13 protein-coding genes are annotated in these 12,353 nt (G+C 49.9%); 8 read left to right on the forward strand and 5 right to left on the reverse strand.

The features are described from left to right. Nucleotides 1-5: 5 nt before the first annotated feature. From rlmM to BZG14_RS04380, 4 genes are all read right to left on the reverse strand, one after another. Complete coding sequence (rlmM, locus tag BZG14_RS04365; protein WP_077608075.1) at nucleotides 6-1,082, reverse strand: 23S rRNA (cytidine(2498)-2'-O)-methyltransferase RlmM; 1,077 nt, start codon at nucleotides 1,080-1,082, stop codon at nucleotides 6-8. Between the two features lie 119 nt (nucleotides 1,083-1,201). After that, nucleotides 1,202-1,582, reverse strand: coding sequence for a DUF423 domain-containing protein (locus BZG14_RS04370; RefSeq protein ID WP_077608065.1), 381 nt, complete (start codon nucleotides 1,580-1,582; stop codon nucleotides 1,202-1,204). Continuing rightward, entirely contained in the window at nucleotides 1,579-2,217 is a 639-nt protein-coding gene (locus tag BZG14_RS04375; RefSeq protein ID WP_077608066.1) for an alpha/beta family hydrolase, read from the reverse strand. Before BZG14_RS04375 ends, BZG14_RS04370 begins: the two co-directional genes overlap by 4 nt. Then, nucleotides 2,214-3,119 carry a transcriptional regulator GcvA gene (locus BZG14_RS04380; protein WP_069363520.1) on the reverse strand — a complete coding sequence of 302 codons (906 nt, stop codon included), beginning with the start codon at nucleotides 3,117-3,119 and terminating at the stop codon, nucleotides 2,214-2,216. Before BZG14_RS04380 ends, BZG14_RS04375 begins: the two co-directional genes overlap by 4 nt. Nucleotides 3,120-3,475: 356 nt before the next feature. Between BZG14_RS04380 and BZG14_RS04385 the strand changes: the two genes are divergently transcribed. From BZG14_RS04385 to BZG14_RS04420, 8 genes are all read left to right on the forward strand, one after another. After that, nucleotides 3,476-4,687, forward strand: a complete 1,212-nt coding sequence (locus BZG14_RS04385; protein ID WP_077608067.1) for an aminotransferase class V-fold PLP-dependent enzyme — start codon at nucleotides 3,476-3,478, stop codon at nucleotides 4,685-4,687. Nucleotides 4,688-4,706: 19 nt separating this feature from the next. After that, entirely contained in the window at nucleotides 4,707-5,132 is a 426-nt protein-coding gene (csdE, locus tag BZG14_RS04390; protein WP_077608068.1) for a cysteine desulfurase sulfur acceptor subunit CsdE, read from the forward strand. 516 nt (nucleotides 5,133-5,648) lie between these two features. Continuing rightward, nucleotides 5,649-6,389: an SDR family oxidoreductase gene (locus BZG14_RS04395; RefSeq protein WP_069363517.1), complete on the forward strand. Its 741-nt coding sequence runs from the start codon at nucleotides 5,649-5,651 to the stop codon at nucleotides 6,387-6,389. Nucleotides 6,390-6,404: 15 nt separating this feature from the next. Beyond that, entirely contained in the window at nucleotides 6,405-7,616 is a 1,212-nt protein-coding gene (locus BZG14_RS04400; RefSeq protein ID WP_077608069.1) for an acetyl-CoA C-acetyltransferase, read from the forward strand. 58 nt (nucleotides 7,617-7,674) lie between these two features. Beyond that, nucleotides 7,675-8,022: a phasin family protein gene (locus BZG14_RS04405; protein ID WP_046074153.1), complete on the forward strand. Its 348-nt coding sequence runs from the start codon at nucleotides 7,675-7,677 to the stop codon at nucleotides 8,020-8,022. A 79-nt stretch (nucleotides 8,023-8,101) separates the two neighbouring features. Next, nucleotides 8,102-9,916, forward strand: coding sequence for a class I poly(R)-hydroxyalkanoic acid synthase (gene phaC, locus BZG14_RS04410; protein ID WP_077608070.1), 1,815 nt, complete (start codon nucleotides 8,102-8,104; stop codon nucleotides 9,914-9,916). Between the two features lie 116 nt (nucleotides 9,917-10,032). Beyond that, the gene (locus BZG14_RS04415) at nucleotides 10,033-10,797 is read left to right on the forward strand and encodes a substrate-binding periplasmic protein (RefSeq protein ID WP_069363514.1); all 765 of its coding nucleotides are present in this window, start codon (nucleotides 10,033-10,035) and stop codon (nucleotides 10,795-10,797) included. A 60-nt stretch (nucleotides 10,798-10,857) separates the two neighbouring features. Then, on the forward strand, nucleotides 10,858-11,637 hold the full coding sequence (locus tag BZG14_RS04420) for a substrate-binding periplasmic protein (protein ID WP_077608071.1): 780 nt from the start codon (nucleotides 10,858-10,860) through the stop codon (nucleotides 11,635-11,637). Between the two features lie 7 nt (nucleotides 11,638-11,644). Here BZG14_RS04420 and tcdA read toward each other — a convergent pair. Continuing rightward, nucleotides 11,645-12,353: tRNA cyclic N6-threonylcarbamoyladenosine(37) synthase TcdA (gene tcdA / locus BZG14_RS04425; RefSeq protein ID WP_077608072.1), on the reverse strand; the 709-nt coding region annotated here is incomplete at its 5' end.

The following is a 12,353-nucleotide window of genomic DNA, read 5'->3' on the forward strand; positions in this document are numbered from 1 at the left end:
CTCGGTTAACGCTGGCGTTTAACCCGCCGTAAATGCACCGTGATTTCCTCGCGATCATGGTACAGATGCTTCGCGCGCATTTCATACGCCACGTTGTAGTCATCAAGAAAGGCGCCTAGGGTGTCGAGGTTCTCCGTCACCTGCTCATAGCGGCGGCTCATCGGCAATTTCAAATTAAATATTGCCTCTTTCGCCCACCCTTCAATCAGCCACTCACCCATCAATTGGGCTACACGAGAAGGCTTTTCAATCATATCGCATACCAGCCAAGTGACATTCTTACGCGTCGGCTCGAACTTAAATCCATCTTCAGCGTGGTGAAAGACTTGTCCGGTTTCCATCAATTGCTCATCCATTGCGCCGTTATCGACCGCGTGGACAAACATCGAGCGTTTAACCAACTGATAGGTCCAGCCTCCAGGGCTCGCCCCTAAGTCGACCGCCCACATGCCAGGCGCTAAACGCGTCTCCCATTCTTGCTTAGGAATAAAGTGATGAAACGCCTCTTCCAACTTTAAGGTCGAGCGGCTCGGCGCATCAGCAGGAAACTTCATTCGCGGCAACCCCATATAATGCGGGGAGTTATTGGTTGTCAGAGAGTAGCCAATCAAGCAGGTGCCTGGGGCGGTAAAACACAGATGGATCACCGGCTTTTTGGGGTTATCTTTTGCAAGCAGTACCCCTGTTTTACGTAAGGCTTGGCGCAATGGCACGGTGAATTTACGACAAAACTTCAACAGGGCTTTCGCTTCGTCATTATCTGGGGTTTCCACCCGTAGGTCACCGCCTTTGGGTAAGTGCTCGCCCACCGCCAAAATCGGTGAAATACGATCGTCAGGGTCAAGCTCAGAAAGAGAGGCGGTGATAGCGATCATTTGCCGGGCAAAAATCAGTGAGTCTAGCGGGAGATCACGCACAACACGCTCGGCATCGCCCTCTTGATAACACTCAAACAGGACATACGCACTATGATTAACCACGCGCGGGAACCCATATACCCCCATGTCGGTGGTTTTTTGTTGGATCTCTGCGGCACAGTCTTTCTCAAACCCCGCACGACAATAAAGCAGAACCTGATTCATCACACCCTCTGGCTCGAACATATCACCACGCTGTGTGGCGGTAAAAATAAGCTGCGCATTATATCTGCCATCCAGACCAGAAAGAAATGCCCGCGAGGCTTTTATTCATGTAGACAGACTCAGCGCTGATAAGAACGCCAAGCCCCTATTGCGAGTCCTACCCAGCCGATCAGAAAGCTCACACCGCCCATGGGTGTAATGGGTCCAAGCCAATACCAAGATGTCAGCGCCAGGAGGTATAAGCTACCACTAAACGCCACCACACCGATAAGCCAGGCCCAAGCCACAATGGCAAAACAGCGAGAAGAAAGCTGAGAGGCGACACCGCAAATCCCCAATAACGCAAGACTGTGCCACATTTGGTAGTCAACGCCCGTTTTAAAAATGGCTAACTGGTAGTCTGATAGCACCGCTTTGAGTCCATGCGCGGCAAAGGCGCCTAGCCCTACCGCTAACCCTGCGCCGATCGCCGCCACACTCACCCAATGATGTAACTTCATCCTTGCTCACCTTGTTGTTTAATAAACTGGTATAGGCTATCCACCGCCCACTGGCGATTATCTGACTCTGTATACCCTGAGGCTTTACGAGGCTTAAAACTATGATCGCCATCCGGGACAATAATCACTTGAACCGAGGGAGACAGCGGATAATGCATCACTTCGTCTTCACGGCCAAACGTATCGCGTGCGCCCTGTACAATCAGCAGTGGACGCTCAACGGTCGCCAAATGCTCCCCTTTATATTTTTCTGGCTTTCCTGGCGGATGGAATGGAAAGCCCAAACAAATCACCCCACTGACAGAGGCATGATCAGTCAAATGACTCGCCATACGCCCACCCATCGACTTACCAGCTAACCATAATCGGCTCCCAGCAGGGCGCAAACCATCCACGTGCTCAATCACAGATTCAAAATGGGCAAGCAGTTTTGGGGCGCGATCGGGCGGGCGCTTTTTACCTTCTTGCTCGCGTTTATCCATATAGGGAAAGTTAAATCGCACCACTTTGCAGTGTTTCTCTATCCGCGCGGCCATATCAGCCATGAACTCGTGATCCTTTCCAGCGCCCGCCCCATGGGCAAAAATCACCCAGTCTGTTGCCGTTTCTGGCCCGTCAATATTTAAACCTGTCATAAATTCATGTTCTCTTGTTCTTTCGCTGCCGTCGCCAACATCCATTCTCGGAACGCGGTGATACGTCCAGTGTCCGCATCACGCTGCTGGCTGACCAAGTAGAAACCGTTATCGCTTTTTAATACTTGCTCGAAAGGCTGCACCAAGCGTCCAGATGCTAGCTCTGGTTGAGAAAGCACATTGTTTCCTAGCGCGACCCCTTGCCCATGTGCCGCCGCCTGCAACACCATGGATGAGTGACTAAAAATCGGCCCATGCTCAACATTCACCTCGCTGAGTTGATGGGCTTTTGCAAAGGCTTTCCATTCTTTACGCGAGCGGTCATGCAATAAAACATGATGAACCAAATCATCTGGAGTTTTTAGCGGCTGCCCAGACTCCAGTAGCAGTGGCGAACATACAGGCAGCAAGCATTCTTGATACAAAAGATCACAGCGTAATCCCGACCAGTGACCTCGGCCATAGTAAATGGCAACATCGACATCATCGGTCAGAGACCCTTCTTCCAAATCAACCGCTTTTATCCGAACATCAATATCAGGGTGCGCGGTATTAAAATCAGCTAATCGAGGTACTAGCCACTGAATCGCAAAACTGGGCGGCAAACTAATGGTCAGCGCCCCTTTGGCACTGCGCTCCAGCACTTTATCCGTCGCATAGGAAAGCTCAGAGAAAATATCTTTTATATCAAGAAAATACCCTTGTCCTTCTTCGGTCAATAGTAACGAACGATTACGCCGGCGAAACAGCTTCAAACCGAGAAACTCTTCTAATGCCTTGATTTGATGACTAACGGCCGCTTGAGTGACAAACAGCTCTTCTGCCGCTCGTGTAAAGCTCAAATGTCGTGCGGCTGCTTCAAACACACGCAGCGCGTTGAGTGGAGGAAGACGCCTCGCCATATGCTGACACCTCTATGCATTAATTTTTCTAATCATTGGCATTATAAATTGTCGATTGCTGATATACCAGCAAACTCCTATAGTGCTCCCCGCATCCACTTGTGACGTCTCTCTATTTAGACTGTTTCCGTGGTTGCGATGTTGTGTTTGCATTTGTCTAACACTGGTTAGACAGGTAGTCGTATCTACCACTTTTAACTTCCTGTATTTTGACATTGTCTGTCATTACATATTTGTTGGCACTGAGCCTCGCTCAGTGCTTTTTTTTGTCTGTAATAAGGCGAGAGCCAACAACAGGCTTGAGTTACATCCACGAGATAGCGATCATAGACGGGATTTTATTTCGGACGATGACTATGACCGACGGTTTTGATCCCCATTCCCTACGCGCCCAGTTTCCCGCTTTCAATACGCCAGGCTGGGTATATCTAGACAGTGCCGCTACCGCCCAAAAGCCGCAGCCAGTGATTGATGCGATCAGTCGCAGTTACATGRTGCCGACGGCCAATGTACACCGCGGTCAGCATCAAGCGTCCCTCTCCGCAACCGAACAGTTTGAGCAAGCGCGGCGAGATGTGGCACATTTTATCGGTGCCAACCCACACAATATCGTCTGGACCCGCGGCGCGACAGAAGCCATTAATCTGATCGCCTATGGCCTAAGCCACTCGCTTACCCCACAAGATGACATTCTCGTCAGCGAAATGGAGCACCATGCCAACCTCATCCCTTGGCAATTGATGGCGCAACGCACTGGCGCTCAACTGGTAAAAATCCCCTGCTGCCCTCGCACGGGGACAATAGACATGAAGGTGTATCAGCAACGCTTAACCGCACGGACACGCATTGTTGCGATCAGTCATGTTAGCAATGTCACCGGCACCCGCCATCCTATCGAGGWAATGACCCAAGTTGCGCACAAATTTGGTGCAACCGTGATCATTGATGGCGCACAGGGCATCGTCCATGAACCTGTCTGTATGCAAACACTGGACACTGACTACTATGTTTTTTCTGGCCATAAACTTTATGGGCCCACAGGGATTGGTGTCTTGTATGGAAAACCAGAAGCGCTGAGCGCGCTCTCGCCTTTCCACGGGGGCGGGAAGATGATCACAGACGTGTCGTTTGACCATCATACCCTCGCATCCATCCCCGCCCGTTTTGAAGCAGGCACGCCTAACACCGCAGGCGCAATCGGCCTTGCCGCTGCCATTGATTGGCTTAAGCAGCAAGACAGCCAAGCAATCGACGCACATATAACAAGCTGTTACCAACAACTCATAGACGCTTTGCGCGCACGGCCACGCATTCGTTTGATCGCGCCACAGGCGACCAGCTCCATGGTCTCTTTTGTCGTTGGCGACGAGCATCATGCAGACGTGGCTGAATTATTGGCCCAACAAGGTATTGCCGTTCGCTCTGGCCATCATTGTGCCCATCCTTTTATTAAGGCGCTTGGTGTCGATGGCACCATCAGGGTCTCTTTAGCGGCCTATAATACATACCAGGACATCACACAGTTTATTGCAGCATTAGATAAGACCCTGGATCTACTCGATATTTAATCATAAGGCAGGATAGACAATGGCGTTACCCCATCACCCTTTTGGCACCGAGCTTAACCCAACGACGGTCACCGAGATGCTCGCGCAACACACCAGCTGGGAAGATAAATACCGACAATTAATTTTGTGGGGAAAACGGCTGCCAACCTTTACCGATGCGCAAAAACAAACAGCAAACCAAGTGCACGGCTGTGAGAGTGCGGTTTGGTTTCTCCATCAGGCCGAGGAGGACACCCATTACTTTGCCGCCGACTCCAATGCCAGAATTGTTAAAGGCTTATTAGCGATCGTGCTTGCCTGTGTTCACGGCCAACACGGTAATGCCATTCACACCCTCGACATAGACCGCGTTTTCCAGCAAGCGGGACTGGCGCACCATTTAAGTGAGTCACGCACCAATGGCTTGCACGCCATCATTGAATACATTCATCAGATCACTCGTTAGCCCTTTGCACACGTGGTGGCCTGTCGTCACCGCGATCGCTCGCCACTCACCTCACAAGCAGTGTTTTTAGTGTTTATTTTTTGACCGCCATGACTATTTAACAAGGCAACCCAACCCAAAAGCCGCAAGTTACACCGCTAATGCAATCCTTTTCATTGACTTAGCCGAGCACTGAGCAACTCGATGACAAACCCACAAAAAAACACAAAACAAACATACTGTTAACAATTAATTGCAGTGTTTCCCTATTAGTTTGACCAAGATCTCGAATGCAGAACATCAGGTTTTTATACTTTGCGTATTTGTCTAGATTCGTTAGCTTAGAAGCAGGCAGTCATAAAAGGGTCACACCCATCCGTTAGGCTGCCTAACAATATCGGCAGAATGATAAGTTGATTTTTGGCACAACTATTGCTGCTGTGAGAAGAAGATGACTGTAATTCTGGTTTGAAGTGGTTCCAGATGCGGCTTCAGGCATCTCGTTTAGTTTGCTTGTTGTAGTGAATGGAGTCATAAATGAAAAAACTGGCATTAGTAACCGGCGCGAAAGGTGGGATCGGATCGGCAATTACCGAGAAATTGGTAGAAGACGGATATCGCGTCATCGCGACCCACTTTACAGGGGGAGCAGAATGCGCCCAAGAGTGGTTTGACGAAAAGAAATTTAACCACGACCAAGTTCGTCTATTTGAGCTTGATGTCACCGACACCGAACAATGCGCCTCACGGATTGCTAAGCTTTTAGAAGAAGAAGGCACGGTGGATGTACTGGTAAACAATGCGGGGATTACCCGCGACAGTGTGTTCAAGAAAATGAATGCCTCACAATGGCATGATGTCATCAATACCAACCTCAACAGCCTCTTTAACGTCACTCAGCCCTTATTCGCCGCCATGTGCGAAAAAGGAGGAGGACGCATCATCAACATCTCATCGGTCAATGGCCAAAAAGGTCAGTTTGGTCAAGCCAACTATGCCGCCGCCAAGGCCGGTATGATGGGCTTTAGTAAGTCTCTCGCGGCAGAGGGGGCACGGGCCGGTGTCACTGTCAATGTTGTGGCGCCAGGCTATACCGCCACACCGATGGTTACCGCCATGCGCGACGATGTGTTGGAGTCAATCACCAGCCAGATCCCGATGAAGCGCTTGGCTAAGCCAGAAGAAATTGCAGCCTCAGTGGCTTACCTTGCCAGCGACGCAGGCGCTTACATTACGGGTGAGACGCTGTCAGTAAACGGCGGCCTCTACATGCAATAAATCAAGGATAGATTGATGGAACGTATTTTTATCGTGGCGGCAAAACGTACCGCCATCGGTGCCTTTTCAGGCACACTCAAAGACGTCCCAACGGGGCAACTCGCCGCTTACGCCATTAAAGGTGTGCTGAGTGACACATCGCTTGCCCCAACCGCGATTGATGAAGTCATCGTGGGTAACGTGGTCAGCGCAGGACAAGGAATGGGGATCGGTCGTCAGGCCGCGATTTACGCAGATATCCCGCCCCATGTTCCCGCCTATTCAATCAATATGGTCTGTGGCAGCGGCATGAAAAGCATCATGGATGCCGTGACGCACATCCGAGCTGGCGATGCGCAGGTTGTCGTCGCGGCTGGGGTTGAAAACATGTCACAAATCCCGTTTGCGGCAGCGGGCAACCTCCGCGATGGGCAAAAAATGGGCAATTTCGCCATGAAAGACTTGCTCATTAATGACGGYCTCACGGATGTGTACAACCAGTATCACATGGGCGTGACCGCGGAGAATGTCGCCAAAGAAGTCGGGATTACCCGTGAGCAACAAGATAGCTTTGCGCTTAGCAGCCAACAAAAAGCCGTTTCAGCGATTGAAGCAGGTCGATTTAAAGATGAAATCACTCCGATTGAGATAAAGCAGCGTAAGCAAACCGTGACGTTTGATACCGATGAGTACCCAAAAGCAGACGCCACGCTAGAGGGCCTCAGCAAGTTGCGCCCCGCCTTTGATAAAGAAGGCTCAGTAACGGCCGGTAATGCTTCCGGCATCAACGATGGCGCGAGTGCGGTGATCCTCGCGTCTGAGTCCGCAGTGAAAGAACACGGGCTGACCCCACTTGCAGAAGTTGCCGCCTACGCTCAGCACGGTGTCGATCCAAGCATTATGGGCTTAGGCCCTGTGGGAGCGGTCAATACGGCGTTGGAGAAAGCCAACCTGACCCTCGACAACATTGATTTACTTGAGCTTAACGAAGCATTTGCTGCACAAGCACTGGGGGTCATACACCAATTGGCGACTCACCACAAAACAACACCTGATGCGATATTGGCGCGTGCCAATGTCAACGGCGGTGCCATTGCACTCGGTCACCCACTCGGGGCATCAGGTAATCGGATTGTGGTGACCTTGCTACACGAGCTCGCGCGAAGAGGCGAAACCCACGGGGTTGCTTCTTTGTGTATTGGCGGCGGCATGGGTACAGCTTTAATTGTTAAGCGTACACAAGCATAAACGGACACTTGCGACCTTGGGTTAACAACCCATACACAACACTATCAGGAGATACACCATGTACACAGATATGTTTAAAGCGTTTTCTGAGCAATCTGAAAAAGCCCTGGCTCCCTACGTTAATTTCAACAAGTTGGTAGCCAAAAATGTTGAGACGCTGACTGAGCTACAAATGAATGCCATGCGCACCTATAGCGAACTCGGCCTAGAGCAGATGAAAGCAGCGAGCGAAGTGAAGGATGTCTCTAGCATGACGTCATTCAGCAGCCAGCAACTGGCCGCTTTGACCAAGCTGTCTCAACAAATGATGGATGACAGCGCCAAGCTGCAAAACATCGCCAAAGAGTTTAAAGAAGATATCGACAAACTCACGGCTGAAAATATGAAAGCCGGCACCCCAGCATAAAGGCAGGGTTTTTGCACTAGTGCCTGCTGTCGCTGACAGCAGGCCTTTGTAGTGCTTATCCGATCAAGAGGGCAAGACTATGTTTCATCACTTCTYTTCGGACTACCTTGCCAGGCTRCAAGAACAAAACCAGCAATGGTGGCAGGATCTTGAGCAGGGCAAGGCAGCCGTAAACACACCGTTCAATCAAGCCATGCAGGAAGTCAGCCTGCAAGACACTGCTCAGTTGCTGGAAGGCGCGGCTCAACAACCCGCTGCACTTCTACAAGTGCAAATGCAGTGGTGGGAACAGCAAATGCAAATCTGGCAGAACGCCATGCTCGCGCGTGATAACACGGAAGAGGTAGTGAGCGAAGGCAGTGACGATAAACGTTTTAAGGATAAGGCTTGGCAGGAAGATGTCCTTTATAACTTTATCAAACAGTCTTATCTGCTGTTTGGACGTACCTATATGGAAACCATCGACGCCATTGAAGGCCTTGATGACAAAACCCGTGAACGTCTCTCATTTTTCTCACGCCAAGCGATTAACGCCATGGCCCCGAGTAACTATATTGCGACTAACCCTGAACTGCTCAAAATGACGCTGGAGTCTCAGGGTGAAAACCTACTGCGTGGCATGGAACAGCTTAAGCAGGATATGGAGTCTAGCGCGGATATCCTTAAAGTGCGCATGACCAATAATAACGCGTTTCGCGTGGGTGATGATGTCGCCAACACACCTGGCGACGTGGTGTATAAAAATGAGTTATTCGAACTCATTCAGTATCGTCCGGTAACGGAAAAAGTATATACCACCCCCATCTTGGTCGTGCCTCCGTTCATTAACAAGTACTATATTCTCGACTTACGCGAGAAAAACTCACTGATTCGTTGGTTGGTTGAGCAAGGGCATACGGTATTCTTGATGTCGTGGCGTAACCCCTCTGCCGAACAAGCAGAGATTGGCTTCGAAGACTACGTGACCCAAGGCACCGTCAAGGCAGTCAGTGCCATCGAAGACATTACCGGTCAATCGCAGATTAACGGCGTTGGCTACTGTATTGGTGGGACCGTCTTAGCCTGTACCATCGCTTACTATGCGGCGAAGCGCATGAAAGCACGGATTAAATCGGCGAGTTTCTTCACCACCTTATTGGACTTCTCGCAGCCAGGGGAAATTGGTGCCTACATCAATGACAGCTTGATTCGAGCCATTGAAGCGCAAAATACGGCACGCGGCTACATGGATGGCCGTTCACTCAGCGTTACCTTTAGCTTATTGCGCGAGAACAGCTTGTACTGGAACTATTACATTGAGAATTACCTCAAAGGTAACAGTCCTGTCGACTTTGATTTGCTGTATTGGAACAGTGATAGCACCAACGTGGCCGCGAAGACACACAACTTTATCCTGCGCGATTTGTACCTTGAAAACAAACTGGTGCAAGACAAGGGAGTAAAAGTCGGCGGTGTCTGGATTGATCTGAATAAGATCAAGGTGCCGAGCTATTTCATCTCGACCAAAGAAGATCATATCGCCCTTTGGCAAGGGACCTATCGCGGTGCACTGAATGTTGGCGGCAATAAAACCTTTGTACTGGGCGAATCAGGGCATATTGCCGGTATCGTCAACCATCCCGTTAAGAAAAAATACGGTTTTTGGACCAATGATAGCCTGCCTGATAGTGCCGATGAGTGGCTCGATAATGCGTCACATCACACTGGCTCTTGGTGGACCCACTGGGAAAAATGGTTACGTAGCTATAGTCCGGAAGAGCAAGTGGAACCATACTCAATAGGGTCTGAGACCTATCCGGTTCTTTGTGCGGCGCCGGGTGAATACGTTCGTCAGGTTTTGCCGATTCACACAGAGGCTAAAACCGAACCTGAGCCTGAAGAAACCAACGCTTAACCAGCTATCTCAATAATAAGAATGGCGGCGCAATTGTGGCTCATAGAGTGCGACGGCGCCGCTTTTTTTCTCCTGCTATACTCATCGCATAGTCACGAGAACGCTCAGGAGGCAGTATGAGACTGATGGTGCGATGGGGAGGTGTATTGTTGCTGATCCTCCCAATGCTCACACATGCGCAATCAATCCGCCTGACATCAGGTGAGTACCCTCCTTTTATTTCACAACATCTCCCCAACCAAGGCCCATTAACTGAAATTATTGTGTTGGCCGCCGAAGAAGCAAACCTCGATATAACGTTTGGTTATTTTCCTTGGCATGAGTCGATGGCACTGGCTCAGCAAGGTCAGTGGAACGGTACGGTTGGATGGGCTTTCACCAAAGAGCGCGCACTGGATTTTATCTATTCAGATGCAATATATACCGAAAGTGCTGTCTTCTTTCATCGCAAAGATAAAGCGTTYAATTGGTCAAAGCCCGAGGATTTAGCCGGCCTTGCGGTCGGTGTTGGCCTAGGATATATCGACGTCAATACACTGACCCAGTTGCAAAAATCCGGTATCGATGTGAAGTTACAAGAGTTTGAAACAGAAGAGGACCAAGTTCACGCCTTATTGAATAATCAGATTGATATTGCGCTAGGCAACAAAGATGTTTTGCTCTACATCATTAAAACGACGCTCAGTGCAGAGCAAACTCGTCAGTTGACGTACCATCCCCATCCCTTTCGCGTTACTCCCTTACATGTGCTGTTTAGTCGTAAGATTAAACAAGCGTACGATCATTCTCGTGCATTCAACAAAGGGTTACGACGCATAAAAACGGATGGTCGCTATAAAGCAGTTTGGAATCAATTTCGACGGCAAAAGTTGCCTGAATAGGTTCAATTAAAGGCTCATCAATATGGGTTATGGTAGACGTCCGTTGACGCTGGAGTTGTTATGTGGCAATGGCTAATCATTTTATTCGCGTTCAGCCTCCCGGTGGTTGGTGTTGCCACGCCCAATTTAGTGCTGACGTCTGGCGAATACCAGCCGTTTATTTCCAATCAATTAGTACATCAAGGGGTGTTAGCGCATATCGTTAAAGAAGCTGGCAAGCGACAGGATATGGAGATAGAGATTGAGTTTATGCTTTGGCAGCAAGCGAAAGAAGAGGCACAAACGGGCAAAGCCCACGGTACGGTTGGCTGGGGCTACACCTCTAAACGTGAAAAAGACTTTATATACTCTGCGCCTATCTATACCGAAACCGTGGTGTTTTTCCACCTCAAAAACCGACACTTTGATTGGCAATCGTTGGCTAGCCTGAACGGCTTACGCGTTGGGATTAGCGAGAGCTATATAGAGGATGCCATGCTGGCAAACTTTAATCAGCAAGGTGGCGACGTGGTGGTTCGCCGCTACCCCAACGAAGTAGAAAAGCTGCGCAGCTTACTCACGGGCGACACGGATGTGATTATTGGTAACCAATATGTGGTGATGAACACCCTACGCACTGTGATGCCTGATGACACGCGTCAGCACATCACCTTTCACCCTAAACCGCTGCGTGTTACGCCCCTCCATGTTTTATTGAGTCGCCAACATCCTGATAGCGCACGCTGGGTAGCGCGATTAAACCGTGGTATTAATCAACTCAAAAACAGTGGCGATTACCAAAGAGCATGGACTGCGTTTCGCATGGGCGAATTTGGCGTACGCGCGCTCCCTTCAGAGTAAAGCAGGCTCAGCCAGCCTGCTCGCGACGCTGATCAGCCGCGATTAGCTTTTGTAAAATGCGCGAAACAGCGACAAAACCAAAACTCGCGGTCACCATGGTTGCCGCCCCAAAACCACTGGCACAATCCATGCGTTTGGGGCCTTCGGCTGACACTTTGCTTTCACAGACACTGCCATCAGGCTGAGGATATTTGAGCTGCTCGGTGGAATAAACACAATCAATGCCAAACTTGCGCCCTTGGGTTTTCGTGAAACCATGAAAACGACGAAGGTTGTTACGCAGCTTCGCCGCGAGCGGATCTTGAATCGTTTTAGTCAAATCTGCCACTTGGATTTGAGTTGGATCGATTTGACCGCCTGCCCCTCCAACGGTCAACACCTTAATTTTATGCCGCTTGCAGTAAGCAAGTAACGCCGTTTTCGGTTTAATACTGTCAATCGCATCCAACACATAATCAAACCCAGAATGGATATAGTCAGCGAGGTTATCGGCACTAATAAAATCATCGACGACGGTGACCTGACACTCTGGGTTAATCGCCGTTAGGCGCGCAGCCATCACCTCGCTTTTACTTTGTCCGACGGTCTCTTTCAGTGCATGAATTTGGCGATTGGTGTTGGTGACACACACATCATCCATATCAATTAATGTGATGGCTCCAACCCCTGTGCGCGCTAACGATTCTGCCGCCCACGAGCCAACACCACCAATGCTA

Source organism: Salinivibrio sp. IB282, from assembly GCF_001995685.1.
GTDB lineage: Bacteria > Pseudomonadota > Gammaproteobacteria > Enterobacterales > Vibrionaceae > Salinivibrio > Salinivibrio kushneri.